The organism is Luteimonas sp. RIT-PG2_3 (assembly GCF_054902115.1).
The window spans coordinates 32,342-57,826 of sequence record NZ_JBUBPF010000012.1; the positions used below are offsets into that span (position 1 = coordinate 32,342).

General features: G+C 67.0%; 21 protein-coding genes. 7 read left to right on the forward strand and 14 right to left on the reverse strand.

Features of this window, described 5'->3' with window-relative positions; all coding sequences use genetic code 11:
- Positions 1 to 55 precede the first annotated feature (55 nt).
- From ACYX7E_RS16060 to ACYX7E_RS16075, 4 genes are all read right to left on the reverse strand, one after another.
- Positions 56 to 2,152: a putative bifunctional diguanylate cyclase/phosphodiesterase gene (locus ACYX7E_RS16060; protein ID WP_462081607.1), complete on the reverse strand. Its 2,097-nt coding sequence runs from the start codon at positions 2,150 to 2,152 to the stop codon at positions 56 to 58.
- Between the two features lie 310 nt (positions 2,153 to 2,462).
- Positions 2,463 to 3,677 carry an SDR family oxidoreductase gene (locus tag ACYX7E_RS16065; RefSeq protein ID WP_462081608.1) on the reverse strand — a complete coding sequence of 405 codons (1,215 nt, stop codon included), beginning with the start codon at positions 3,675 to 3,677 and terminating at the stop codon, positions 2,463 to 2,465.
- A 138-nt stretch (positions 3,678 to 3,815) separates the two neighbouring features.
- A complete protein-coding gene (locus tag ACYX7E_RS16070) occupies positions 3,816 to 4,184 on the reverse strand; it encodes a BON domain-containing protein (protein WP_462081609.1) in 369 nt (122 codons plus the stop codon).
- A 340-nt stretch (positions 4,185 to 4,524) separates the two neighbouring features.
- Entirely contained in the window at positions 4,525 to 5,742 is a 1,218-nt protein-coding gene (locus tag ACYX7E_RS16075) for an NAD(P)/FAD-dependent oxidoreductase (RefSeq protein WP_462081610.1), read from the reverse strand.
- Positions 5,743 to 5,990: 248 nt separating this feature from the next.
- On the opposite strand from ACYX7E_RS16075, the gene ACYX7E_RS16080 reads away from it, so the two are divergent.
- Positions 5,991 to 6,536, forward strand: a complete 546-nt coding sequence (locus tag ACYX7E_RS16080) for a pyridoxamine 5'-phosphate oxidase family protein (RefSeq protein ID WP_462081611.1) — start codon at positions 5,991 to 5,993, stop codon at positions 6,534 to 6,536.
- A 28-nt stretch (positions 6,537 to 6,564) separates the two neighbouring features.
- On the forward strand, positions 6,565 to 7,023 hold the full coding sequence (locus ACYX7E_RS16085; RefSeq protein WP_462081612.1) for a hemerythrin domain-containing protein: 459 nt from the start codon (positions 6,565 to 6,567) through the stop codon (positions 7,021 to 7,023).
- Positions 7,024 to 7,131: 108 nt separating this feature from the next.
- Here ACYX7E_RS16085 and ACYX7E_RS16090 read toward each other — a convergent pair whose 3' ends face one another.
- Positions 7,132 to 8,412, reverse strand: coding sequence for a phage tail sheath family protein (locus tag ACYX7E_RS16090; RefSeq protein ID WP_462081613.1), 1,281 nt, complete (start codon positions 8,410 to 8,412; stop codon positions 7,132 to 7,134).
- 133 nt (positions 8,413 to 8,545) lie between these two features.
- Between ACYX7E_RS16090 and ACYX7E_RS16095 the strand changes: the two genes are divergently transcribed.
- The 4 genes from ACYX7E_RS16095 (at position 8,546) to paoC (ending at position 13,272) form a co-directional block, all read left to right on the forward strand.
- Entirely contained in the window at positions 8,546 to 9,091 is a 546-nt protein-coding gene (locus ACYX7E_RS16095) for an NADPH-dependent FMN reductase (protein ID WP_462081614.1), read from the forward strand.
- A 289-nt stretch (positions 9,092 to 9,380) separates the two neighbouring features.
- Entirely contained in the window at positions 9,381 to 10,118 is a 738-nt protein-coding gene (paoA, locus tag ACYX7E_RS16100) for an aldehyde dehydrogenase iron-sulfur subunit PaoA (protein ID WP_462081615.1), read from the forward strand.
- Positions 10,115 to 11,074 (forward strand): FAD binding domain-containing protein, encoded by a 960-nt coding sequence (locus tag ACYX7E_RS16105; RefSeq protein WP_462081616.1) that lies wholly within the window; start codon positions 10,115 to 10,117, stop codon positions 11,072 to 11,074. Before paoA ends, ACYX7E_RS16105 begins: the two co-directional genes overlap by 4 nt.
- Positions 11,071 to 13,272 carry an aldehyde oxidoreductase molybdenum-binding subunit PaoC gene (gene paoC, locus ACYX7E_RS16110; RefSeq protein WP_462081617.1) on the forward strand — a complete coding sequence of 734 codons (2,202 nt, stop codon included), beginning with the start codon at positions 11,071 to 11,073 and terminating at the stop codon, positions 13,270 to 13,272. Before ACYX7E_RS16105 ends, paoC begins: the two co-directional genes overlap by 4 nt.
- A 99-nt stretch (positions 13,273 to 13,371) precedes the next feature.
- On the opposite strand, the gene ACYX7E_RS16115 is transcribed toward paoC, so the two are convergent.
- The 8 genes from ACYX7E_RS16115 to putP all read right to left on the reverse strand — a co-directional run bounded on the left by ACYX7E_RS16115 (position 13,372) and on the right by putP (position 21,668).
- Positions 13,372 to 14,664, reverse strand: coding sequence for an adenylosuccinate synthase (locus ACYX7E_RS16115; protein WP_462081618.1), 1,293 nt, complete (start codon positions 14,662 to 14,664; stop codon positions 13,372 to 13,374).
- 232 nt (positions 14,665 to 14,896) lie between these two features.
- Positions 14,897 to 15,082: a DUF2065 domain-containing protein gene (locus tag ACYX7E_RS16120; protein WP_462081619.1), complete on the reverse strand. Its 186-nt coding sequence runs from the start codon at positions 15,080 to 15,082 to the stop codon at positions 14,897 to 14,899.
- A gap of 16 nt (positions 15,083 to 15,098) precedes the next feature.
- On the reverse strand, positions 15,099 to 15,962 hold the full coding sequence (gene hflC, locus ACYX7E_RS16125) for a protease modulator HflC (protein WP_462081620.1): 864 nt from the start codon (positions 15,960 to 15,962) through the stop codon (positions 15,099 to 15,101).
- Positions 15,959 to 17,104, reverse strand: coding sequence for an FtsH protease activity modulator HflK (gene hflK, locus ACYX7E_RS16130; RefSeq protein WP_462081621.1), 1,146 nt, complete (start codon positions 17,102 to 17,104; stop codon positions 15,959 to 15,961). Before hflK ends, hflC begins: the two co-directional genes overlap by 4 nt.
- A gap of 77 nt (positions 17,105 to 17,181) precedes the next feature.
- Positions 17,182 to 18,606, reverse strand: a complete 1,425-nt coding sequence (gene hflX, locus ACYX7E_RS16135) for a ribosome rescue GTPase HflX (protein ID WP_462081622.1) — start codon at positions 18,604 to 18,606, stop codon at positions 17,182 to 17,184.
- A gap of 19 nt (positions 18,607 to 18,625) precedes the next feature.
- Complete coding sequence (gene hfq, locus ACYX7E_RS16140) at positions 18,626 to 18,904, reverse strand: RNA chaperone Hfq (protein WP_462081623.1); 279 nt, start codon at positions 18,902 to 18,904, stop codon at positions 18,626 to 18,628.
- A 160-nt stretch (positions 18,905 to 19,064) separates the two neighbouring features.
- Positions 19,065 to 20,033, reverse strand: a complete 969-nt coding sequence (miaA, locus tag ACYX7E_RS16145) for a tRNA (adenosine(37)-N6)-dimethylallyltransferase MiaA (RefSeq protein WP_462081624.1) — start codon at positions 20,031 to 20,033, stop codon at positions 19,065 to 19,067.
- Between the two features lie 147 nt (positions 20,034 to 20,180).
- Positions 20,181 to 21,668, reverse strand: coding sequence for a sodium/proline symporter PutP (gene putP / locus ACYX7E_RS16150; protein WP_462081625.1), 1,488 nt, complete (start codon positions 21,666 to 21,668; stop codon positions 20,181 to 20,183).
- A 348-nt stretch (positions 21,669 to 22,016) separates the two neighbouring features.
- On the opposite strand from putP, the gene ACYX7E_RS16155 reads away from it, so the two are divergent.
- A complete protein-coding gene (locus ACYX7E_RS16155) occupies positions 22,017 to 24,341 on the forward strand; it encodes an HzsA-related protein (protein ID WP_462081626.1) in 2,325 nt (774 codons plus the stop codon).
- 134 nt (positions 24,342 to 24,475) lie between these two features.
- On the opposite strand, the gene folP is transcribed toward ACYX7E_RS16155, so the two are convergent.
- The gene (folP, locus tag ACYX7E_RS16160) at positions 24,476 to 25,375 is read right to left on the reverse strand and encodes a dihydropteroate synthase (protein WP_462081627.1); all 900 of its coding nucleotides are present in this window, start codon (positions 25,373 to 25,375) and stop codon (positions 24,476 to 24,478) included.
- Positions 25,376 to 25,485 lie beyond the last annotated feature (110 nt).

A 25,485-nucleotide genomic window follows, 5' to 3' on the forward strand; every position in this document is an offset into this window, starting at 1 on the left:
CCTCGCCCCAGCCGGCATCGGGTCGACGGCATCATCGTCCGGCAGCGGACCGACCTCAGGCCACAGGTTCCCAGTCGAATGCCACGACGGGCATACCGGCGGAACGCTGCTGCGCTGCAATGACCGGTCCCCAACGCTGTTCGAGGACATCGGGCATCAGCGGGTGGCTGATATGGAAGCCCTGCAGTGCCGTGCAGCCGATCCTGCACAGCATGCGACGCTGCTCGGCGGTCTCGACACCTTCGGCGATGACATCCAGGCCCAGGCTGCGGCCCAGCGCCACCACGGTCGTGGCGATCGCGGCATCGCGCTGGTCTTCGGCGATGTCCTGCACGAAGCAACGATCGATCTTCAACTCGTGCGCCGGCAGGCGTTTCAGGTAGGCCAGGCTGGAATAGCCCGTGCCGAAGTCATCGATCGAGATCCGCACGCCGGTATCCACCAGTTGCTGCAGGATCGCCAGGCTGGCTTCGGGGTCGTGCATCGTCGCGCATTCGGTGATCTCCAGCGTCAGCGCGGTCGCCGGCAGGCCATGGCGTTGCAGGGTGTCGCGCACCTGCATTGCGAGATCGGGCGAGCGGAACTGGATCGGCGACAGGTTCACCGCGATGTTGGGGATGTGCATGCCCGCGAGCCGCCACCGCGTCATCTGCGCGCAGGCCGCGTCCAGCACCCAGCGACCGATCTCGATGATCAGGCCGTGCTTCTCCGACAACGGAATGAAGATGTCCGGCACCACCAGGCCACGCCGCGGATGCTGCCAGCGCACCAGGGCCTCGACGCCGACCAGCGCGCCATCGCGCGCGTCCACCTTCGGCTGGTATTGCAGGAACAGCTCGTCGCGCCCTGCCGCCAGCCGCAGGTCCTGGATCAGGGCCAGTTGCGCGTGTGCGCCCAGGTCCATCTGCGGCTCGAAGAAGCCGTAGCCGTTGCGGCCCTGTTCCTTGACGTGGTACATCGCCGCGTCGGCATTGGCGAGCAGGTCGCGCGGTGCTTCACCATCTTCCGGGTACACCGCGATCCCGATGCTTGCGCTGACCTGCACCGATCCGGAATCGAGCATCAGCGGGACATCCACCTGCTCGCGCACCTTCTCGGCGACCGATGCCGCGTCGGAAGGATCGTTGATCGCGACCAGCACGACGAACTCGTCCCCGCCCAGTCTCGCAACCGTGTCCTGTGCGCGCAGGCTGGCGCGGATGCCATGCGAGACATGCGACAGCAGGCGGTCGCCTGCCGGATGGCCAAAAGCATCGTTGACGCCCTTGAAGCCATCGAGGTCGATGAACAACAGCGCGAAACGCGTCCGCGTCAGGCGCGCGGTCTCGATGGACTGGTTCAACCGGTCCTCGAGCAGCAGGCGGTTCGGCAGTCCGGTCAACGGATCGTGCAGCGCCAGGTAGGTCAACTTCTCGTTGGCCTGGTGCAGCGAACGCGACAGCCGCGAGTTGCGCTCCTCGAGATGACGGTCGACCGCGGAGATCGAGATCGCCGCGCTCAGGATCGCTGCGGTACAGATGCCGATGACGCCGGCCAGGGCTTCACGGGAGACGCCATCGCCGAGCGCGGCGCCGCAGATGCTGCCCTCCGGAAAGCGCGCCGCGGCCATGCCGGTGTAATGCATGCCGACGATCGCGATGCCCATGACCATCGCGGCCAGCATGCGGTTGCGGCGCTGCCGCGGGCCTTCGTCGCGCAGGGCATAGGCAATCCACAGCGCGGCACCCGCAGTAGCGATCGCAATCAGGATGGACAAGGCGAACCAGCCGGGCCGGTAATCGATGCCCGGCTCCATCCGCATCGACGCCATGCCGACATAGTGCATCAAGGCAATGCCCGCGCCCATGATCACCGCGCCGCCGGCCAGCCGCGCACGCGGCAATTTCGCCTGCGTCACCAGCCAGAGTGCGTACGTCGACGCCGCGATCGCGATCGTCAGCGAATACAGCGTGATCGCAAGATCGTAACCTTGCGGGATCGGCAGCTGGAACGCGAGCATGCCGATAAAATGCATCGACCAGATACCCGTGCCCATCGCCAGTCCGCCGGCGCCCAGCCACCAGTACGCCACCCTGCCCCGGCTGGCGGTGATGCGCCCGGTCATGTTCAGCGCGGCGAACGATGCGATCGACGCGACCAGATACGACGCCATGACCAACGATGGCGAATACGTCCCCGTCATTTCCATCAAGCGACAACACCCCTGCCGTCGTTCCCCTTGGGCAACATAGCGCCATCGCCTGGGGCCGTATACCGGCAGCGCCTGTGTTCGCCGGACCAATGTTGACAGATGTGCTGGACGGCACACATTTACCGCAGTGCGGCAGCGCGGGGTGCCGTAACGCGTCACTCATGGCGAGGTCTAGGCCCGCCCTGCACGCGAATCATTCCCGAACACCATCATCGGCAAACACATCCCCCCACATGGCGGCGACGCGACCGACGCGACACCGGCGCGCCGCTCATGGATGCGGACCGCCCATGACCGGCAGGACGACGCCATTGATATACGACGCGCACGCGGGCGATGCCAGGAACACATAGGCCGGGGACAGTTCCTCGGGCTGCGCCGGGCGCTTCATCGGACTGGACGCACCGAACTTCGCGACGTCATCGGCTGGGCGATCCGCGGGATTCAGCGGTGTCCAGACCGGGCCAGGCGCGACCGCATTCACGCGGATGCCGCGCTCGATCAGGTTCGATGCCAACGCCTTGGTGAACGCATGGATCGCGCCCTTGGTGGCGGAATAGTCGACCAGCTCAGCGCTGCCGAAGAGTCCGGTCTGCGAACCGGAATTGATGATCGATCCGCCGCGTTTGAGATGGGGCAACGCAGCACGCGCCATGTGGATGTAGCCGGCGATGTTGGTCTGCAGGGTTTCCTGCAGATGCGCATCGGTGATGTCCTCCAGCGAAAGTGCATGCTGCTGGAAGGCGGCATTGTTGACCAGCACATCCAGTCCGCCCAGAGCTTCCACCGTCGCGGCCACGGCGCGCACGCAGAATGCGGGGTCCTTGACGTCGCCAGCGATCATCAGGCTGCGACCGCCCTCCTTCTCGATCTGGCGACAGGTGTCCTCGGCGTCCTTCTGCTCGTCGAGATAGGCGATCGCGACATCCGCACCCTCGCGCGCGAACAGGACCGCCACGGCGCGGCCGATGCCGGAGTCCCCGCCGGTGATCAGCGCGACCATCCCGTCGAGCTTTCCGCTGCCACGATAGTCCGGCGCAAGAAAGCGTGGCGCCAGCGCCAGGGCATGTTCGTGGCCCGGCTTCTGCAGGTGTTGCGCTGGCATCGGGTTCTCCGGCTGCTTGCGCGGACCCGCCTGCATCGCGGTGCCGGATAGCTGCTTCGTTGCGCCGCCGGCCTGCTTGCCCTTTCCAGCCTTGCCGGCTGTCTTGTCGTCGCCACGCTTTTCCGACGCGCCGGCATCGATGCCGCGCTGTATGGCACGTTGCTGCGAGACCGCGTCGCCGGCCGCCGCCCTGACCTCCACCTGTGTCGGCTTTGCAGCAGGGCTCTTGGACCCGTTGCTGGCGTCGCCGGCCACATCGCGCGTGCCAGCTGCGGAATCGGTTGCCGCGTGCTGCGATGCGGGTGACGACGTTGCCGGGGGTGACGTCGTCTTTGATGGAGAAGCGCCGGATGGCTTCGTCCTGGATTCTTTCGCAGACATGGGACGTCCTTCGATTGGATTCGATTCGATTGGGAGATGCCGCATATGCACGCGGGCGCCAAAAGGCGCCCGCGTGGTCGATCATGGAACCCCAGCACTGGCGCTGGAGGCGTCCATGGCGGTGCTGAGAAGGATGCGTTACTTGGCCGCAGCCACCACGCGCAGCTGCGCTGCGTTGACGTCGCGGACGCCCTTGATCATCTTGGCGACATCGACCGCCTTGTCGGCCTGCGCCTGGCTCTGCACCGTGCCCGACAGGCTGACGACGCCATTGACGGTCTCGACCTTGATATCTGTCGCGGGGATGTCCGACGTGGTCAGGAGATCGGCCTTGAGCTTGGTAGTGATCCAGGTGTCGCTGACCGGCTGCTCAGAATCCGCCGTGGCCGCATGATCCTTGGCCGGATGCGCCTGATGATCCTGTGCGAACGCGATCGGCGACGACACAACGCCCGCGACCAGCAATGCGGTGGTGGCCGAGATCATGCGATGGGTGCGCTTCTTCATGACGTGCTCCAGAACGGGAATGTGGGTGGAGCATGTCCCGACACATGACATCGCCGCGTGAAATCACGACGCCCTGTACGGGACATTCGAGTGACGATTCATGAACGCGACGGCGATGTGCATGAAGTGCGGTTGCGCTTTGCGCGTGCGGCCGTGAATCAAGACCGCAGCGTCATGTCATGCGCAACGCGTATTCATGGAGAGAACTGTGCATTCATGTCATTGACTTCCGCCACGCCACCTCGCGTCAGGTCGCGTCAAATCATCCAATCGAGCAGCCACGATCTGATCGAGAGCCGATCGGCGACGGCGGATCAGCGCACTCCGTCTTCCATTGCGCTCAGCCGATGCCAACCCGCTTGAACGAAAACAACGAAGACAATGGATGCGCACGTCGCTCGATGCCCGCGCGCAACAATCCGGCGCCCAGCATCGAGTAGACGATGCCGTTGCCGCCATAGGCCATCGCGAAGTGCACGCGCGGCCCCCATTGCGGATGCGGCCCGAAGAACGGCAGGCCATCGGCGGTCTCGGCAAAGGTGCCGGCCCATGAGAACGCCGGTTGCAGGTCGATCCCCGGGAACAGCTTCCCGACCTTCTTCATCAGCACCCGCGCCTTCTTCTCGACGCGGCGGTCGCGCCTGGCCGGCACGTCGACGCTGTCGTCCTCTCCGCCCGCCAGCACGCGACCGTCGGTCGTGGTGCGCAGGTAGAGGTAAGGACGCGCGGATTCCCACACCATCGTGTCGCGCAGGACCCCGAGCGCGTCGCTGTCGACAGGATCGCTGATGAATGCGTAGCTGCTGCGGTTGCTGGCCACGCGTTTGCGCAACCACTGCTGGTTGGCATAACCCATGGCCAGCACAACATGGGCGGCGCGGATGCTGGCGCCCGACGTGGTGCGCAAGTGCACGCCGCGACTGGTGGTGTCGATCTGGCTGACGCAGGTCCGGTCATGAATGCGGCTACCCTGCCGCTGCAGGCGCCCACAGAGGCGCCAGGTCATGCGATAGGGATCCATGCGTGCGGCGGTTGCGCTGAGGATCGCGCCAGGCGCATCGATTCCGTAGCGCGCATGCAAGGCATCGCGCTCCAGCCATTCGACATCGATGCCATGCCGTCGCCGGAGTTCGAACTCTTCCTGCAGCACAGGCCGGTGCCGGCGCTTGCTTGCGTAGTACAGGCTCTGCATCGGCGAGAAACCGACATCGCGCACCTGTCCGGCAAGGCGTCCCAACATCGGGATGGCCTCGACGCAGGCGCGATAGGCAAGCACGGCGGTGTCTTCGTCGTATTGCCGGGCCAGGTCGATCATGTGGGTATCGATCTCGTACTGCAGCAGCGCGGTGCTTGCTGCCGTGCTGCCCCAGCCGATATCGCGCTGCTCCAGCAGCACCGCGTCGTGGCCGCCACGCGCCAGCTCATCGGCGATCAGCGCGCCGGTGATGCCACCGCCGACCACGACCACATCGCACCGCGTGTCCGCCTCCAGCACCGGGAAGGCCTGCATCAGACCGCTGTTGATGGCCCAATAGGGATAGCCGCTCTTCAGGTCCATGCCGCCATCCGCCGTCGATCAGGTGCGCAAGTTAAGCACCGCCGGGGTGACGGAGACTTCACCTGCAGACCACCGTCGCCGTTGACGGGGGATTCACGGCGCTTGCAACACATTGCGGTTCACGCGCACCGGTCCCGCTTCACTTCGCATCGAGGCTCTCTGGCGAGCCGCTGGTAGCGGCCCCCTCATCGGTGGTCCATCGCATCGCGTCAACCGCTCCCGCCCGCACCCTCATCAGAGAACACATCATGGCCGACATCGAACACCAGCCCGTCCAGGACCTGTCAGGCCCCGCCGCGATCGACAAGCTCAAGACGCTGGCCGAGCATTCGCGCACCTGCCTGTTCAGCACCGACGTCAACGCACACCCGTCCGACATCACGCCGATGTCGCTGCAGGACGTGGACGACAATGCGACGCTGTGGTTCATCAGCGGACGCAACAGCACCCGCAATGCCAACATCGCACAGGATCCACGCGTCGCGCTGACGTTCCAGAACGAGGGCAAGGCCGAATACATGGCCCTGCATGGCGTGGCCCGCATCTTCGACGACCGCGCCACCATCGACGCTCACTGGACCAAGCTCGCCGATGCCTGGTTCGAGCAGGGCAAGGACGACCCCAACGTCACCATCATCGGGGTGACCGTCGATGGCGGCCACTACTGGGAGACCAAGCACGGCAAGGTCGCCGCGTTCACGCAGATGGCGTTTGCCGCCTTCACCGGGGCGGATGTCGACGACGGCGGTCGCGAAGGCGACCTGTCGCCCGACCCGCGCCTGCATCGTCTCTGATCACCTCGCTCCGGGAGGAATGCCATCCATGACCGCATCGTTGTACGACGCCCTGCGTGAAAGCCATGAGCGCCAGCGCGACCTGCTGCGGCGCATGCTGCGCAGCAAGCCCGGCACCCAGGACAGGATCAGCCTGTTCAAGGCGCTGCATGTGGAACTGCACGCCCACGAGGCCGCGGAAGAGCGCTATCTGTACGCGCCGATGCTGATGGACGATGGTGGGCTCGATGCCAGCCGGCATGCGCTGCACGAGCACCATGAGATCGACGAACTGATCGAGGACGTGCACAAGCTCGACCCTGCTGGCGATGCCTGGCTGGACAAGGCGCGCGAGCTGTCGAAGAAGGTACACCACCACCTGCGCGAGGAGGAACGCAAGTTCTTCCAGGTCTCCGGCAAGATCCTCAGTGCATCCCAGAAGACGAAACTCGCGGGACAGTACCGGCGCGACTACAAGCGCATGATCGGTACGCTACGCGAGGCATGATCGAGCCGCCGCAGCTCCGGCTGCGGCCCCGGCTCATACTTCGCGTGCTTTTAAGCCAAGTGCTGATGAAGCATGTAGCGCATTCAAGAGCGGCACCCACAGGTTGCATCAGGTGCCACCCGCCGCCTGGGCGATCTGCAGCACCACGAATTCGGCAGGCTTCAGCGGCGCGAACCCGACGACGATATTGCAGACACCACGAGCGATATCGCCCTGCGTCGTGGTTCCGGCATCACAGCGGACGAAATATGCATCCCGCGCGCTGACGCCCTGGAACGCACCCTGACGGAACAGGCCCTGCATGAAGGCGCCGATATTCAGGCGCAACTGTGCCCACAGGAGCGCGTCGTTGGGCTCGAAGGCGGCCCACACCACGCCCCGTTCGATGCTGTGCTGCAGATGCAGCGCCAGGCGTCGCACCGGCACATATTTGTAGTCGTCGGCATGGCGATCCGCGCCGCGTAGCGTCCGCGCACCCCAGATGACGTTTCCGGCCACGGGAAACCGCCGCAGGCAGTTCACGCCGAGTGGATTGAGCGCCCCGTTCTGAGCATCGTCCAGTTGGACCGCGAGGTCATCCACCCCGACCAGGGACGCGTCCAGTCCCGCTGGCGCTTTCCAGATACCGCGCTGGGTGTCGATCCGGGCAATGACACCCGCCGTCGCGCCGCAAGGCACACGCGTCGAGATCCTGGTCGGATCGCGCGGATCGCGTTGCCGCAGCCGCGGGAAGTACAGCGCGGCATTGCGCCCCGCCTCTCCCGACAACCCCAGGGCCTGCAGCCCGCGTTCGCCCTCGTCGGTCACCGCCTCGACGCCGTCCCATACTGCCGGCGGATCGACCAACAGCATCGCCCGCCGCTCGACGCACAGGGCCAGCGCGCTGCGGTAGACAGCCGGCGACGTATCGCCATCGGCCAGATCGGGCGGAATACAGAGCAGGTTGAAGAGATCCGCGCTACGCAGCGCATCGAAGCCCGCGCCGGTGTAGTCGACATCGTGGAGCGGCGCGCCGATGTCGCTGGCATCGCGGTCGATGTTGCCGACCGCAGCATCGTCCTCGCCCTCCGCTTGGGCCGCCGCATCGCCATCGGCAGCATCAGGCACCTCCGGCGGCCTGTACAGGCGGACGATCAGCGCCTGCGTTCCGCCGTTGGCGAAGAAGTCCCGGACCGCATGCTCCATCGAAGCCTCGTCAGGGCCGCCGAAGATGCGCTGGTAGTCCGCGAACGAAAACACCATCCGAGGTGCGTCGCCTCGCACTGCGACCGGACCCTGGGACGCGCGACCGATGAACGCGCAGATGGACGTGGGCACGGCCACGATCGTGCGGACCGCACGGGGTGTCTCGGTGACATAGACGCCGGGATACATGGGGGTGGGACTCATCACGCCGCTCCTGTTGCGGGTTGTCACGCCGACCGGCCGGCGAAGCGCGGCCCGCATCCACATCGTCAACACCCCGGGTTAACGCCGGTGACGACAGCATGTCCTTTCTGACCAACGCAAAACGGAGCCCAACATGGCCCTGAAGATCGCCGTCATCGTCGGCAGCCTGCGCAAGACCTCATTCAACGCCCAGCTGGCCGACGTACTGGCGACGCTCGCGCCCAAGGGCGTCAGTTTCGAACGCCTGCAGATCGACGATCTGCCGCTGTACAACCAGGACGACGACGACCACCAGCCAGCCGCCGCCCAACGCCTGAAGAAGGCGATCCGGGAGGCCGATGGCGTGCTGTTCGTCACACCCGAGTACAACCGCTCGCTGCCGGGCGTGCTGAAAAACGCGATCGACCATGGATCGCGCCCGTACGGCGACAGCGCATTCGCGGGCAAGCCGGCGGGCATCATCGGCGTGTCGGTCGGCGCGATCGGCAGCGCCTGCGCCCAGCAGCACCTGCGGACCGTACTGGCCTATCTCGACATGCCGACGCTGGGCCAGCCCGAAGCCTTCCTGAAGGCCGACAGCGTCCTCGGCAAGGACGGCAGCCTCGCGGAAGGCAGCCGGGACTTCGTACAGACATGGCTGGATACCTACCTCGCGTGGGTCAAACGGTTCGAAGCCTGACCGTCGACGGTTGCAGCGAAGCACCCCGCGCCCGGCCGAGTCGCATCTGCCGGCATGGATCACGACGCTGACGGCAAGCAGGCAAGGAAGCTTGATCATCGCTGCTCTGCGCTCGTCGCCATGCGCTCCGCCCCTGGTGATGAGGCGTGGGGACGCAGGTGCCAATGCCAGCCTGCAGGCGTTGACCCTTCCGACACAACAGCGCGCGCATGCTGAGCGCTGCGCCATCCCGATGTGTCGCACCTCCCCGCCAGCCCGTTCATCACGGTCGCCAGCCAAAGGAACCGCCATGCCCCCGCTCACCCGCCGCGCCCTGCTGAAGGCTACCGCTGCCTCCGCCGGGGCGGTTGCCACCCCCGGAATCGCGCAGGCGGCCGACGCCGCGACCCAACCCGTCCCCGCAAGCGCACCCGTGCTCCGACGCGTCACGCTGCACGTCAATGGTCGCGCCCACGCCATCGAGGTCGACACCCGCACGACCCTGCTCGATCTGCTGCGCGAACACCTGCAGCTGACCGGCACCAAGAAAGGCTGCGACCATGGCCAGTGCGGGGCCTGCACCGCGATCGTCGACGGACGTCGCATCAACACCTGCCTGAGCCTGGCCGTGATGAACGAGGGCGCCCGCGTGACCACGATCGAAGGCCTGGGCACACCGGAACGGATGCATCCCATGCAGGTCGCCTTCGTCAAACAAGACGGCTACCAGTGCGGCTACTGCACGCCAGGCCAGATCTGCTCGGCCGTGGCGGTCCTCGACGAACTGCGCGACGGCATCCCCAGCCATGTCAGCGCCGATCTTGGCGCGACGCCGACCGCAAGCAGCGACGAGATCCGCGAGCGCATGAGCGGCAACCTGTGCCGCTGCGGCGCCTACGCGAACATCCTGGAGGCAATCGAGGAGGTCGCCGCGATGGGACCGGAGCGAATCGGCTTGAAGGAAACCGATTCAAAGCACACCGCATCCAGTCACGCGAACCGTGGTGCGAAGGCAATCCCGGCGGATCCGGCAGGAGCCACCGCATGAAGGTCTTCGACTTCGAACGTGCAAGCTCGCCCGCCGACGCCGCCGCCATCGTTGCGCGCACGCCGCACGCCCGCTTCATTGCCGGCGGCACCAACCTGCTCGACCTGATGAAGCTGGAGATCGAAACGCCGACGCATCTGGTCGATGTCAACGGCCTCGAGCTCGACGACATCGACAGGACCGCCGATGGCGGATTGCGGATCGGTGCATTGGTCAGCAATACCGACCTGGCCGCCGACCGCCGCGTGCGTCGACACTACCCGTTGTTGTCGCGCGCCCTGCTCGCCGGCGCCTCGGGCCAATTGCGCAACCGCGCGACCACGGCCGGCAACCTGCTGCAGCGCACGCGCTGTCCCTACTTCTACGACACCGCGCAACCCTGCAACAAGCGCCTGCCCGGCAGTGGCTGCGGTGCGCTCGAAGGCTACAGCCGCCCGCTTGCCGTCATTGCCGGCAGCCGCCACTGCATCGCGACCCATCCCAGCGACATGGCGGTCGCGATGCGCGCGCTCGATGCCGTCGTCGAAACCATCAAGCCCGACGGCAGCACGCGTCGTATCGCACTGGACGATCTTTACCTCGCCCCCGGCGATACGCCGCAACACGAGACGGCACTGGCCTCCGGCGAACTGATCACCGCCGTGCTGCTGCCGCCCCCGCTCGGCGGGCGGCAGATCTACCGCAAGGTCCGCGATCGCGCCTCTTACGCCTTCGCGCTGGTGTCGGTGGCCGCGATCGTGCAAGCCGATGGCAGCGGCCGCCTGGCGGTCGGCGGGGTCGCGCACAAGCCCTGGCGGGTCACCGCCGCGGAAGACGAACTGCGACGTGGAGCCAAGGCCACCGCCGCTCGCCTGTTCGAAGGCGCCTCGCCGACCGACGACAACCGCTTCAAGCTGACACTGGCCGAGCGCACCATCGCTGCGGTCCTGGTCGAAGCCCGGGAGGCCACGCCATGAAGTTCGACACCCCCGCCGGCCGCAACCCCGTCGACCGCCTGCGCGTCGTCGGCAAGCCACTGGACCGCATCGACGGCCCGCACAAGGTCACCGGCACCGCCACCTATACCTACGAGTGGCACGACGCCACCGAACGCGCCGCCTATGGCCATGTCGTCGGCGCCGGCATCGCCAAGGGCCGCATCGCCTCGATCGACATCCGTGCTGCGGAACGCGCGCCCGGCGTGCTCGCGGTCGTCACCGCGCAGAACGCCGGCAAGCTCGCCAAGGGCAGGATGAACACCGCGCGGCTGCTCGGCGGCCCGGAGATCCAGCACTACCACCAGGCGATCGCACTGGTCGTCGCCGAGACCTTCGAGCAAGCGCGCGCAGCCGCTGCACTGGTCCGGGTGGACTACATGCGCGAGCGCGGTCGCTTCTCGCTGAAGCAGGAAAAAGACCATGCGGTCAAACCACAGGGCGACGACACGCCTGCAGACACCGCCGTCGGCGATTTCGAGTCTGCGTTCGCCGCCGCCGACGTCACGCTGGACGCGACCTACACCACACCCGACCAGTCGCACGCGATGATGGAACCGATGGCCTCGCTGGCGGCCTGGGACGGCGACCGGCTGACGCTGTGGACCTCGAACCAGATGATCGCCTGGGGCCGCGGCGACGTCGCGCGCACCCTCGGCATTCCGCGCGACAAGGTGCGCCTGGTCTCGCCGTACATCGGCGGCGGTTTCGGGGGAAAACTGTTCGTCCGCGCCGATGCGATCCTCGCCGCGCTCGGTGCACGCGCCGCCAAGCGTCCGGTCAAGGTGGCGTTGCAGCGCCCGCTGATCGCCAACAACACCACCCATCGTCCGGCGACCGAGCAGCGCATCCGCATCGGCAGCACGCGCGATGGCCACATCACCGCGCTTGGCCACGAGAGCTGGTCCGGTGACTTGCCCGGTGGCGGTCCCGAGGTTGCCGTGCAGCAGACGCGCCTGCTCTATGCCGGCGAGCACCGGATGACGAAGATGCGGCTGGCGACGCTCGACCTGCCTGAAGGCAATGCGATGCGCGCGCCGGGCGAGACGCCGGGCCTGATGGCGCTGGAGATCGCCATCGACGAGATCGCCGACAAGCTCGACATCGATCCGGTCGAGTTCCGCATCCGCAACGACACCCGGGTCGATCCGGAAAAGCCGGAGCGGCCCTTCTCGCAACGGCAACTGGTCGAATGCCTGCGCCAGGGCGCCGACCGCTTCGGCTGGCAGCAGCGCCGTGCACACGGCAGCGTGCGCGACGGACGCTGGCTGGTCGGGCTTGGCGTCGCTGCGGGCTTCCGCAATGCGCCGGTGATGACATCAGGCGCTCGTGCGCGCCTGGATGGCGAGGGCCGCATCACCATCGAAACCGACATGACCGACATCGGCACCGGCAGCTACACCATCATTGCGCAGACCGCCGCCGAGGTCATGGGCGTGGACATCGATCGCATCGCGGTGAAGCTCGGCGATTCCGACTTCCCCGCCTCTGCAGGCTCAGGCGGCCAGTGGGGCGCCAACAGCGCGACCGCCGGTGTCTACGCGGCCTGCATGAAGCTGCGCGAGGTGGTCGCCACGAGCCTGGCGCTCGATCCCGCCAGCGCCGAGTTCATCGACGGAGAGGTGCGCGGCGGCGGCAGGCGTTTCCCGCTCGGTGAGGCCGCCGGCAGCGGTCAGCTGGTCGTCGAAGACGCCATCGAATTCGGCGACCTCGACAAGCAGGTGCAGCTGTCGACGTTTGCGGCGCATTTCGTCGAAGTCGGCGTCGACGCGATGACCGGCGAGACGCGCGTGCGGCGGATGCTGGCGGTGTGCGCGGCCGGTCGTATCCTCAATCCCAAGCAGGCCCGCAGCCAGGTCATCGGCGCGATGACGATGGGCATCGGCGCCGCGCTGTCTGAAGCACTCGCCGTCGACGAACGCATGGGCTTTTTCGTCAACCACGATCTCGCCGGCTACGAAGTGCCCGTGCATGCCGACGTCCCGAAGCAGGAGGTCGTCTTCCTCGATGAGGAAGACCCCGCCAGTTCGCCGATGAAGGCCAAAGGCGTTGGCGAACTCGGCCTGTGCGGCGTCAGCGCGGCGATCGCCAATGCGATCCACAACGCCACCGGCGTGCGGGTGCGTGACTACCCGATCACGCTCGACAAGCTGATCGGCAAGCTGCCTGACGTGGCCTGAGGTGGCCATGCGTTGATCCTTGCCACGCACCGAAATCCCCGCAAACAAAAAGGCCCCGCATCAGCGGGGCCTTCGATCACGCAGCGGACATGCAAGCTGTCACGCAAACGGATCCTGCAGCACCATCGTGTGGGCACGATCGGGGCCGGTGGAGACGATCGCCAGCGGGCAACCGGCCAGCTCTTCCAGCGCACGCAGGTAGGCGCGTGCAGCCGGCGGCAGCTTGTCCCATTCGGTGATGCCATGGGTGTTCTCGTCCCAGCCCGGGAACTCAAGGTAGACGGGCGTGATCTCGTCCCAGCCGGCTTCGTCCAGCGGGGCGTATTCGGTACGCTTGCCGCGGTACTCATAGGCGATGCAGATCTTCAGCGTCTTCATGCCATCCAGCACGTCGAGCTTGGTGATGCACAGGCCGCTGATGCCGTTGATGGCGACCGCACGCTTCAACGCAACGATGTCCATCCAGCCGCAACGGCGCGGGCGACCGGTCGAAGCGCCGTATTCCTGGCCGCGATCGCGCAGACCCTGGCCCACCTCGTCGTCGAGCTCGGTCGGGAACGGCCCGCCGCCCACGCGCGTGGCATAGGCCTTGGCGATGCCGAGCACGTAGTCGATGGCATCGGCGCCGACGCCGGTCCCGGCCAGCGCGCCACCGACCGTGGTGTTGCTGGAGGTCACGTACGGATAGGTGCCGTGGTCGATGTCGAGCAGTGCGCCCTGCGCGCCTTCGAACAGCACGCGCTTGCCATGCTTGCGCAGGTCGTGGAGGATGCCGGCGACGTCGGACTTCATCGGCTCGACGTACTCTCCGAACGCCAGCGCCTCGTCCAGGGTCTGCTGGAAGTCGACCGGATCGGTCTTCAGGTACTGGGTCAGCACGAAGTTGTGGTAGTCCAGTGCCGCGCGCAGCTTCTCGGCCAACTGCTCCGGGTAGTGCAGGTCGGCCACGCGGATGCCGCGACGCGCGACCTTGTCTTCATAGGCCGGGCCGATGCCGCGACCGGTGGTGCCGATGGCCTTGCCGCCGGCGGCCTTTTCGCGCGCCTGGTCCAGGGCGATGTGGTACGGCATGATCAGCGGCGTGGCCGGCGAGATCTTCAGGCGCGAACGCACTTCGACGCCGTTGGCCTCGAGCTCGCCGATTTCCTTCTTCAGCGCGGCCGGGCTCAGCACGACGCCGTTGCCGATCAGGCACAGCGCATCGTCGCGCAGGATGCCGGACGGAATCAGGTGGAGGACGGTCTTCTTGCCACCGATGACCAGCGTGTGGCCGGCATTGTGGCCGCCCTGGAAACGTACGACCGCACCAATCTCTTCGGTGAGCAGATCGACGATCTTGCCCTTGCCTTCATCGCCCCATTGGGCTCCGAGTACGACAACTGACTGACCCATGACGGGTAACTCCTGCATTGTTGCGACCATCGGGGCCGCTGACGGGTTGTCGTGTCGGGGGCTGGCGTCGTTGCGCGGGCCTGTTCCATCGGGGAACCGCCTGCCACGCCAGACCCTGACACGGAAAAAGCCGGCGGACGATTCGAATCGAATCAGCCCGACCGGCTTTTCAGGATTATCCGGGTTTTCGATGGCTGGGGCCACCCCAACCGGCGACCGCCCAAGCCTGGCTTCAGCGACGGACCAGATGCAGGGCGACCAGGCCGGCCAGCAGCACGAGGCCGCCGGCGATCCGCAGGTGCCGCTCCGGCATCGTCTGCAACTGCGCCATTGCACGCTTCCAGGCGCCGGGGGCTGCGAACAGCAGCACCCCTTCGATCACCGCCACCAGGCACAGTGCGGCCCAAAGATCGGACATCAGGCCGCTCCGGGGGTCAGCGATCGCTGCGCATGTACTGCAGGAACGGGTCGTTGCGCTCGAGCACGATGACGCCCTCGCCGTCGGCGAACGACGCACGGTAGGCCTCGAGGCTGCGCTGGAACGCATAGAACGAGGGATCGCGGTTCGCGGCCTGGCCGTAGATGCTGGCCGCCTCGGCATCGCCTTCACCACGCAGCTTCTGCGCGTCGCGCTCGGCTTCGGCCAGCAGCACGGTCTGCTCGCGGTCGGCTTCGGCGCGGACGATACGCGCCTGCTCCTCGCCTTCAGCGCGCAAGGCACTGGCGACCTGCTTACGCTCGGCGCGCATGCGGTCGTAGACCTGGTCGATGACGTCGCTGTCGGTCGGCAGGTCGATCTGCTTGAAGCGGATGTCGACGATGCTCATGCCCAGCGTCTTGGCGCCTTCGTTGATGCCGGGCAACTGCTTGGCGATCATCTCGGTGCGGTCGCCCGACACCAGTTGGGTCAGCGTGCGCGAGTTGATCTCGTTGCGCAGCGATTCCTTGATGATCGGCGCCAGGCGGTCGGTCGCGGTCTCTTCATTGCCGCCGGTCGCACGATAGAAATCGGCGACGTTGACGATGAAACCGATCGCGACGAAATCGACGCTGACGTCCTTGCGCTCTGAGGTCAGCGAACGCTCGGGCGGGAACTCGCTGGCCTGGAAGCGGCGGTCGAAGACGCGCGCGGTCTCGATCAGCGGCACCTTGAAATGCAGGCCGGGGCCGATTTCGGTGCGCGCGACGCGACCCAGGTTCAGCACCAGGCCGACCTGGCCTTCGCGCACCACATAGACCGAGCCGAGCAGCCCCAGCAATACGATGGCGATCAACGGGAGGATCAGGTTCAGTCTCATCGGCTGGCTCCTTCACCGCGCGTAGGACGTGGGGTATTGCGTATCGGCGTCGCACCATCCTGGGCGGCATTGACCGTCGGCGAGATCACCTCGGCCGGCAGCACCGGCGGATTGCCGCTGTTGCCACCGCTGGCGCCCGCTCCGCTTGCACCGGGCATCGGCACGTAGATCAGCTGGCGGCCATCGCCACCGACGACCTTGCGGTTGTCGGCCAGCACCTGCTCCACCGTCTCCAGCCACAGACGCTTGCGGGTGACATCGGGCGCATTGCGGTACTGGTCCAGCAACAGCGAGAAGCGGGTCGCGTCACCGGTCGCACGCGCGATCGAGGCGGTCTTGTAGCCTTCGGCGGTCGTGCGCACGCGCTGCGCCTGGCCACGTGCCTCGGGCACGATCTTGGCGGCGTAGGCGCGGGCTTCGTTGACCAGCCGCTCGTTCATCTGCTGGGCGCTGTTGACCTCGTCGAATGCGGGCTTGACCTGCTCCGGCGGACGCGCGTCCTGCAAGCTCAGTTCGGTGACCACCAGGCCGGTGCGGTAGGCATCCAGCGACGCCTGCAACGACGTGAACGCCGCGGTCGACAGCGGCCCACGGGCATTCAATGCCGAATCCAGGTTGGCACGGCCGATCTGTTCGCGGACCGCGCTCTGGGCGATCTGGCGCAGCACGCCGTCTGCATCGCGCGAACCGAACAGGTAGGTCTGCGGATCGCTGATGCGGTACTGCACGTTGAACGACACGGTGATGATGTTCTCATCGCGGGTCAGCACCGGCAGGCTGTTGCTGAAGGTACGCACGCCGGTGGTGTTGACCTTGGTCACGCGCTCCAGCGGCCACGGCAGCTTGAAGTTGGGACCGGGCTGCATGATCCGGGCGTACTGGCCGAAACGCAGCACGACGCCGCGCTCCTGCTCGCCGATCAGCGTGAAGCAGTTGAACAGCAGGAACAGCGCCAGACCGATGGCGACCCAGCGCAGCGGATTGCCGCCCCCGCCGCCAAACATGCCACGCAGCGTTTCGATGACACCGTCCAGGCCATTGCTGCCGCGTCCGCTGTTGCGGCGCCGCTTCGGTGGCCACGGGTTGCGCTCGTTGTTGTCCGACCCGCCGTTATCGTTGCTGCCGGGAATCTTCCAGGCCATGCCTGCTCCAAATCGTCGGGCGGATCGCCCCTGAGGAATCGCGGCCGACCGATCCGGTCACGCCGCGAACACATAGTTTACAAGGTGTGGCCGCTTTCGCCCCCAGACAAGTCCGCCAAGTCCACCTCAAGCAGAAATTCGCGCAAGGGCGCGCCATCGTCCTGGGCAGCCAGCTTTGCGGCATCGGCCCGGGGCAGGTCGACCCGCAGCACCCAGCCATCGGCCTCGTGCGATTCGGCCCGGATGGCGCCCAGCGCATGCAGGCGGGCACGCAGCCGGCCGGCCGAAGGCGGCAGCCGCAGGTCCGCGACCAGCCGCGCCAGGCCCAGCCGAGCGACCAGCGCATCGCGCAGCAGGTCCAGCCCAAGGCCATCGCGCGCCGACAGCCAGACCCGCTCGCGGACCGCCTCGTCGGGCTGGGCGTCATGCGGGCGGTCGTGCCGCGGGGCGATGCCGGTCGGGAAGTCGTCATGCGTAGCGGCGTCGCTTCCATCCGGGGCAGTGTCGTCCGCCTCGTCATCAGTGCGGCGCACGCGCAGCTTGTCGATCTTGTTGTAGACCAGCACCTGCGGGATGTCGCCGGCACCGATGTCGGCCAGCACTTCATCGACCTGCGCGATGCGTTCCTCGCGCAGCGGATCGGCGGCATCGATGATGTGCAACAGCAGGTCGGCCTCGCGGGCCTCCGACAGGGTCGAGCGGAAGGCCGCAACCAGTTCGTGCGGCAGGTCGCGGACGAAGCCGACGGTATCGGCCAGCACCAGGTTGCCGCCCGGCAACGCGACCTTGCGCACGGTCGGATCAAGCGTGGCGAACAACTGGTCGGCGGCGTAGGCGTCGGCGCCGGTCAGCGCGTTGAACAGCGTCGACTTCCCGGCATTGGTATAGCCGACCAGGGCGACGCGCGGCATCTCGCTGCGGACGCGCGCGCGGCGCATCTGGGTGCGCTGCACTTCCACTTTTTCCAGCCGCTTCTGCAGCACTTCGACGCGCTTCTGCAACAGGCGGCGGTCGGTTTCCAGCTGGGTTTCGCCAGGTCCGCGCAGGCCGATCGAGCCGCCGCGCTGGCGCTCCAGGTGGGTCCAGCCGCGCACCAGCCGGGTCGCCACATGGCGCAATTGCGCCAGCTCGACCTGCAGTTTGCCTTCATGGCTGCGCGCACGCTGCGAGAAGATGTCCAGGATCAGGCCGGTGCGATCCACCACGCGGCGCTGCAGCACCTTCTCGAGGTTGCGCTCCTGGCTGGGCGACAGCGAATGGTTGACCAGGACCAGGTCGGCGCCGACGGCATCGGCGGCGATCCTGACTTCCTCGACCTTGCCGCTGCCGATCAGCGTCGACGGCGTCTTGCGATCCAGCCGGGCCGGGATCACACCCAGCACATTGGCGCCCGCGGAACGCGCCAGCTCGGCGAATTCCTCCAGGGCACCTTCCTCGGGTGGGCCGCCGGCATGCGGCTGGATCAGCAGCGCCTGTTCGCCCTTGCGACTACGTTCGAACAATTGCGCTCACGCCTGATGTTTACTCGTTTTCGTCGGAATCATGTTCGGTACTGCCATCGGCGGCCTGCACTACGCCGCCGCCCGGTCCCACGCGCACGTTGCGCGCCGGCACCACGGTGGAGATCGCATGCTTGTAGACCATCTGGCTGACGGTATTGCGCAGCAACACCACGAACTGATCGAAGGATTCGATCGTGCCCTGCAGTTTGATGCCATTGACCAGGTAAATCGACACCGGAACGCGCTCACGGCGCAAAGCGTTCAGGAATGGATCCTGCAAAGACTGCCCCTTCGACATGCTGTGTTTTCCATCTTGGTTATTGTTGTGTCCGGCCTTTCGACCGCGCCACCTGACCCGTGGAATCCCCTACGGCGGTGGTCCGTGGATGGTACACAACCGCGCATGACTCGGCGCAACCGAACGTGATGGCCGTCACAGACATCATGCAAAAACAGGATTAAGGCGTCCCAGGCACCCTCAGAAACCGATCGAGCGCCCCTTCCAACGCTGGACGATCGTCGACGGGATCGAACCAGCGCGTATCCAGTTGCCCACGCAACCAGGTGATCTGGCGCTTGGCCAGTTGCCGCGTCGCGGAGACGGCGCGGTTGCGGAAGTCCTCGAACGGCTCCCCGCCTTCGAGATATTCCCAGGCCTGCCGGTAGCCCACGGCGCGGATCGCCGGCAGGTCCAGCGGCGCCGGATGCGACCGCAGCCCGGGCCGTGCGCGCAGACCGCGGACCTCGTCGAGAAACCCCTGCGCGAGCATCTGGTCGAAGCGCGCGGCGATCCGCGCATGCAGCACCGCGCGATCCGATGGCGACAGCACCAGGCGCAGCACCCGCACCGGCAAACGCGGGGTGGACGGCAGTTCGCGCTGCCAGTCGCTGAGCGGCCGGCCGCTGATCCGGAAGACCTCCAGCGCCCGCTGGATGCGCTGCGGATCGCTGGCGCGGATTTTCAGTGCAGCCACCGGATCGACATCGGCGAGTTCGGCGTGCATCGCCGGCCAGCCGCGTTCCGCCGCCTCTGCGGCAATGCCGGCGCGCACCGCCGGATCGGCCTCCGGCATCGCGGACAGGCCGTGCAGCAACGCGTGAAAGTACAGGCCGGTCCCGCCGGCAAGGATCGGCAGCTTGCCGCGCGCGACGATGTCGTCGATGGCCCGACCCGCCTCCACCGCGAACTCCGCGGCCGAATAGGTCTGCCAGGGATCCCGCAGGTCCAGCAGATGGTGCGCAACGTCGGCGCGCTCCTGCGCGGTCGGCTTGGCGGCGCCAATGTCGAGGCCGCGATAGACCAGCGCCGAATCCACGCTGACGATCTCGCCGCCCAGGCGTTGCGCCCAGTCGATCGCCAATGCGGTCTTGCCCGAGGCGGTCGGCCCCATCAGGGCGATGGCGGGAGGGCGGCTATCGGCAGGCATACAGGCGCTCGACGCAGCGAGGGCGTGTCAGCCGGCGTGTCAGGATCGGGCCCGCACTAGCCTGCTCCACCCACGCGCCGCGACCATCACCGGAAGCCGCGCTAGGCTCTCCGGCGCGGCATGCTCCAATGCCTCCGCCCCTGCGCATCAGTAGCCCTGCTCCTTCAACGTCAGCCGGACCTGCTCGTGCGTGGCCTGCACGGACTGCGGCGGCGCCTTGCTGAGCAGGCTGCCGGCGACGATGGCGATCACCGCGGCGATGACGCCCGGGACCATTTCATACAGCGCGCTGCCGGTGTGCTTCCACAGCAGCACGACCGCCGCGCCGGCGACCATGCCGGCGAGCGCCCCCTGCACCGTCATCCGCTTCCAGAACAGCGACAGCACGACGACCGGCCCAAAGGCGGCGCCGAATCCAGCCCAGGCATAGGCCACCAGGCCAAGCACGCGGCTTTCCGGATCGCGCGCGATCCAGATCGCCAGCAAGGCCACCGCCAGCACCATGGCGCGACCGAACCAGACCAGCTCGCGCTGGCCGGCACGCGGACGCACGAATCCGTGGTAGAAGTCCTCGGTCAGCGCGCTCGAGCAGACCAGCAGCTGGCACGACAACGTGCTCATGATCGCCGCGAGGATCGCCGACAGCAGCACGCCGGCCACCCACGGGTTGAACAGCTGTTCCGACAGCACGATGAAAATCCGCTCCGGATTGGCCTCGACCGGCCCCGCCGCCTGCGGATGCAACTGGAAATAGGCGACGCCGAAGAAGCCCACAGCCAGCGCGCCACCCAGGCACAGCACCATCCAGGTCATGCCGATGCGGCGCGCCTTCGGGATCGTCGCCAGGCTGTCTGCCGCCATGAAGCGCGCCAGGATGTGCGGCTGCCCGAAATAGCCGAATCCCCAGGCCAGCGCCGAGATCACCGCGACGATCCCGCCCTTGCCGATCCAGTCCAGGTGCGCTGGATCCACCTGCTCGATGATCGCCAGCGCCGGCGACACGCCACCGGTCCCGATAATGGCCATGACCGGCACCAGCAGCAGCGCGAAAATCATCAACGTCGCCTGCACGGTGTCGGTCCAGCTCACCGCCAGGAAGCCGCCGACGAAGGTGTAGGCGATCGTCGCCGCCGCGCCCCACCACAAGGCCTGCGCATAGGGCACGCCGAACACGCTCTCGAACAAGCGCGCACCGGCGACGATGCCGGACGCGCAATAGATCGCGAAGAACACCAGGATCACCAGCGCCGACAGGATCCGCAGCAGGCGCTTGTCGTCGGCGAAGCGATGGGTGAAATAGTCTGGCAGCGTCAGCGCATTGCGGGTGCGCTCGGTATAGACCCGCAGCGGTCCGGCGACGTACTTCCAGTTGCACCAGGCGCCAAGGATCAGGCCGACCGCGATCCAGGCTTCCGAGGCGCCGCTGACATACAGCGCGCCGGGCAGGCCCATCAGCAGCCAGCCACTCATGTCCGACGCGCCCGCCGCCAGCGCCGTGACCAGGCTGCCCAGCGAGCGCCCACCGAGGATGTAGTCGTCGAAGGTCGTGGTCCTACGCCAGGCCCAGAACCCGATGCCCACCATCAGCAGCAGGTAGGCGGAGAACGTCACGATCAACGGCAGGCTTGCAGTCATTGGGCTCCCCCAGCGAACGAGGTCGCCAGCTTACTCCGCGGCGCGGCGGAGATCCCACCGACGACCGGATTGTGATGGGTCGCCTGATTTGATTCTGCGTAGTAACGGTTTCGTGACATACATCACGCCCAAGGGCTTGCGCCACGCGTGCTTTTTCACTCCATTCAGCTGAAAGTGCAGAAAAAAGGCGCGGACATCCCTATGCTTGCACCAAGGGGATCTGAAAAGCAGTTTTTGTACCTGCCCGCATTGCGCGTGGACATCGTGGCGACCTGCCCGACCGTCCGGCCGCAGGCGGTCTGCGGGCGCCAGAACCATACCGATAAGCCAGAGAACCTTGAGACCCGCATGGTCCCGACCGAAGACTCCATCGGCGCAACGCGCCGCCCCTTGCGTGCGCTCGCCCTGCTGGCCAGTGTCCTGCTGCTCTCCGCCTGCGAGCTTCCGACGCTGGCGGTGACCACGACGACGGCCGAGACAACGGACCAGGATCAGGTCGCGTCCGGCGCGATGGTCGCCGCCACGGGGAGCATCGCCGCCGATGCGGTGGCGACGACAGCGTCGACGCCGACGATGGCCGCGGCGACCACCAAGGCCGCCTCGATCCAGAACCCGATCATGTTCGTGACCCAGGTGCCGACGCCGGGCGACACCTTCGGCAGCCGCACCTCGACGTTCGCCAACCACCAGACCAGCATGGCCCAGGTGCCGCGCGGCGGCGACCTGATGATCCGCTACGCCAACGGCACCCTGCGCAACCTGACCAAGGAAGCGGGCTTCGGCATGGAAGGCCAGCAGGGCGCGAATGCGATCGCGGTACGTGAGCCCACGGTGCACTGGAACGGCACCAAGGCCATCTTCAGCATGCTGGTCGGTGCGCCCGCGGCGCAGTACGCCAGCACGCCGGGCAAGTGGCAGCTCTACGAAGTCACCGGCTTGGCGCTGGGCCAGACCGCGTCGGTGACCAAGGTCGCCAACCAGCCGACCGGTTACAACAACGTCTCGCCGCTGTACACCAGCGACGGCCGTATCCTGTTCACCTCGGACCGTCCGCGTGGCGGCGAGTCGCACCTGTATCCACAGTTGGACGAGTACGAGAGTACGCCCACGGTCACCGGCATCTTCAGCCTCAATCCCGCCTCGGGCGAACTGACGATCCTCAACCATGCCCCGAGTGGCGCGTTCTCGCCGACGATCGACAGCTATGGCCGGGTGATCTTCACCCGCTGGGACCACCTGCAGCGCGACCAGCAGGCGGAGGTCAGCAGCACCGGAGCGCACGACTACGCCAGCGAGGCCAGCACCGCCGCCAAGCTGACGACCGCCACCGAGACCTTCCCGGAACCACGAACCGATTCGACCAGCACCTTCGGTGGCGTCACCGGCCACATGTACAACCTGTTCTCCCCTTGGCAGATGAACCAGGACGGCACCTTCGAGCAGACCCTGAACCACATCGGCCGGCACGAGACCTCGTTCTCGTACGTGCCGCAGTCGTTCACCGCCGACACCGCGCTGACCTACTACAGCAACAACGCGCTGTTCGCGAACCGCCTGTACATCCGCCACGATGGCGGCCTGTTCCACCTGCGCGAAGACCCGCTGGCGCCCGGCACCTATTACGGCATCAACGCGCGCGAGTTCTCCCAGGGCACGACCAACCAGATCGTCCGCATCACCGGCGCGCCGACCTTGAACGCCGAGCAGATGGTGATCACCGCGATGACGCCCAACGAGTCGGGCAGCAGCCTGGCCGGCGGACGTTACCGCAATCCGCTGCCGCTGACGTCGGGCCAGATGGTCGCGGCCTATACCTCCAGCGCGGTCTTCCAGTCCGGCGCGACGCTGCGCCTGCATCAGCTCGACGTCAACGCGTCCGGCCAGTTCGTCACCGGTAATGCCCTGACGCCGGGCATCAGCAAGAACCTGACCTGGTGGACCCCGGATTCGCGCGGCAGCTACAACGGCCTGCTGTGGGAGCTCGAGCCGGTCGAAGTGGTCGCGCGCACGCCGCCGCCGGCGCCGACGCTGGCGCTGAAGTCGCCCGAAAGCAGCGTGCTGACCGAAGAGCTGGTCGACGAGACCAGCCTGCGTACGTGGATGAAGGCCAACAACCTGGCCCTGATCGTCGTCCGCAACCAGACCAGCCGTGACCGCAACGACCGCCAGCAGCCCTACAACCTGCAGGTCCCGGGCGGGGTCAAGACCGTGGCAAACGCCGGCCGCGTCTACGACATCAGCCACTTCCAGATCTACCAGGGCGAGCAGGTCCGCGCCTACAACGCCAGCCAAGCCAACGGTCGCCGGGTCATCCCGCGTCCGCTGTCGGTCAGCGGCAATGTCGCCAATGCCGGCGGCCCGCCGGGCAGCGTCAAGATCGCCGCCGATGGCTCCAGCGCGGCCTTCGTGCCCGCGCGTCGCGCCCTGAGCTGGCAGACCACGGACGCCAGCGGCAATGCGGTCGTCCGCGAACGCGTCTGGGTCACGATGCAGCCCGGCGAGATCAGGGCCTGCGGCGGCTGCCATGGCGAGAACAGCAGGAATCAGGCCGGCGTCCTTGGCGAAGCCACGAACAAGCCCGAAGCCCTGCGCCTGCTGCTGCGCCAGTGGAAGCAGGACAACGCGTCAAGCGCTCCCATTCGTAAGCCTTGGACCCCACCCCTGGTGCACTGAGGCCTGTCCTGCAGGAGCATCGATGGCCGCGAGTCGCGGCTATGGATGGATTCCACAGTTCACGGCCGATGTCGCGCGCAACGCGTCAACTGATCACGCGCGCGGCATTCGCCGCGCTGGCCACCGCAAGACGCTCAGCCGTCCTCAGGCCAGCGGATGGCCGGCGCCGCCATCTCACGGCGGGGCATCGGCACCGCCGCGACGGCATTCCAGATCTTCAGGGCATCGACGGTCGCGGCGACGTCGTGCACGCGCAGCAAGCGCGCGCCCCGCTGCGCCGCGATCAGATGGGCGGCCACGGAGCCATGGATGCGCTCGGCCGCGACCTCGCGTCCGGTCAGCTCGCCAATGCTGCGCTTGCGCGACAGGCCCGCGAGCACCGGCACGCCCAGCTCGGTGAAGCGTTCCAACTGTGCCAGCAGCGCCAGGTTGTGCACGGTGCGCTTGCCGAAGCCGAACCCCGGATCGACGACGATGTGCGCCTTGGCGATGCCTGCCATCTCGGCGACGAAGATCCGCTCGGCAAGAAAACGATGCACTTCGCCGACGACATCGTCGTACTCCGGCGCGGCCTGCATCGATCGGGGCTCCCCCAGCATGTGCATCAGCACCACCGGCACACCAAGCTCCGCTGCCGCGTCCAGCGCACCTTCGCGGCGCAGGCCGTACACATCGTTGATGAGGCCTGCGCCTGCAGCGACCGCCGCCCGCATCACCTCCGGCTTTGAGGTATCGATGCTGATCGGCACCCGGGTTTCGCGCGCCAGCCGCTCGATGACCGGCACCACGCGCGCGATCTCGTCCGCGGCCGTCACTTCATCGGCGCCCGGCCGTGTCGACTCGCCGCCGACGTCGAGCACGTCGGCGCCCTCCTCGACCAGGCGCAGGCCATGCGCCACCGCCGATTCGGGGTCGGCATGCCGTCCACCGTCCGAGAACGAGTCCGGGGTGACGTTGACGATGCCCATGACCTGCGGACGGTCGAAGCGGAGGATGCGACCGGCGCAATCGAGTTGGGGCGTGGTATCGAACATGAGGTCGGGACGTTCGGGAACGGATCGCTAGCGTACCGCGTTCGCCCCGGACCGCCGTGTTCAACCACGGCGACTGGCCATGGCCGATCGCAGCGCCGCCGCGAAGACGA

Excerpts from the sequence above, each read along its gene's own strand:
- ACYX7E_RS16070 (WP_462081609.1), bottom strand. The coding sequence starts at position 4,184 with ATGAAGAAGCGCACCCATCGCATGATCTCGGCCACCACCGCATTGCTG.
- miaA (WP_462081624.1), bottom strand. The coding sequence starts at position 20,033 with ATGCCTGCCGATAGCCGCCCTCCCGCCATCGCCCTGATGGGGCCGACC.
- hflC (WP_462081620.1), bottom strand. The coding sequence starts at position 15,962 with ATGAGACTGAACCTGATCCTCCCGTTGATCGCCATCGTATTGCTGGGG.
- hflK (WP_462081621.1), bottom strand. The coding sequence starts at position 17,104 with ATGGCCTGGAAGATTCCCGGCAGCAACGATAACGGCGGGTCGGACAAC.
- hfq (WP_462081623.1), bottom strand. The coding sequence starts at position 18,904 with ATGTCGAAGGGGCAGTCTTTGCAGGATCCATTCCTGAACGCTTTGCGC.
- ACYX7E_RS16060 (WP_462081607.1), bottom strand. The coding sequence starts at position 2,152 with ATGGCGTCGTATCTGGTCGCGTCGATCGCATCGTTCGCCGCGCTGAAC.
- folP (WP_462081627.1), bottom strand. The coding sequence starts at position 25,375 with ATGTTCGATACCACGCCCCAACTCGATTGCGCCGGTCGCATCCTCCGC.
- ACYX7E_RS16095 (WP_462081614.1), top strand. The coding sequence starts at position 8,546 with ATGGCCCTGAAGATCGCCGTCATCGTCGGCAGCCTGCGCAAGACCTCA.
- paoA (WP_462081615.1), top strand. The coding sequence starts at position 9,381 with ATGCCCCCGCTCACCCGCCGCGCCCTGCTGAAGGCTACCGCTGCCTCC.
- ACYX7E_RS16155 (WP_462081626.1), top strand. The coding sequence starts at position 22,017 with ATGGTCCCGACCGAAGACTCCATCGGCGCAACGCGCCGCCCCTTGCGT.
- ACYX7E_RS16075 (WP_462081610.1), bottom strand. The coding sequence starts at position 5,742 with ATGGACCTGAAGAGCGGCTATCCCTATTGGGCCATCAACAGCGGTCTG.
- ACYX7E_RS16090 (WP_462081613.1), bottom strand. The coding sequence starts at position 8,412 with ATGAGTCCCACCCCCATGTATCCCGGCGTCTATGTCACCGAGACACCC.
- putP (WP_462081625.1), bottom strand. The coding sequence starts at position 21,668 with ATGACTGCAAGCCTGCCGTTGATCGTGACGTTCTCCGCCTACCTGCTG.
- ACYX7E_RS16115 (WP_462081618.1), bottom strand. The coding sequence starts at position 14,664 with ATGGGTCAGTCAGTTGTCGTACTCGGAGCCCAATGGGGCGATGAAGGC.
- ACYX7E_RS16065 (WP_462081608.1), bottom strand. The coding sequence starts at position 3,677 with ATGTCTGCGAAAGAATCCAGGACGAAGCCATCCGGCGCTTCTCCATCA.
- ACYX7E_RS16120 (WP_462081619.1), bottom strand. The coding sequence starts at position 15,082 with ATGTCCGATCTTTGGGCCGCACTGTGCCTGGTGGCGGTGATCGAAGGG.
- paoC (WP_462081617.1), top strand. The coding sequence starts at position 11,071 with ATGAAGTTCGACACCCCCGCCGGCCGCAACCCCGTCGACCGCCTGCGC.
- ACYX7E_RS16105 (WP_462081616.1), top strand. The coding sequence starts at position 10,115 with ATGAAGGTCTTCGACTTCGAACGTGCAAGCTCGCCCGCCGACGCCGCC.
- ACYX7E_RS16085 (WP_462081612.1), top strand. The coding sequence starts at position 6,565 with ATGACCGCATCGTTGTACGACGCCCTGCGTGAAAGCCATGAGCGCCAG.
- ACYX7E_RS16080 (WP_462081611.1), top strand. The coding sequence starts at position 5,991 with ATGGCCGACATCGAACACCAGCCCGTCCAGGACCTGTCAGGCCCCGCC.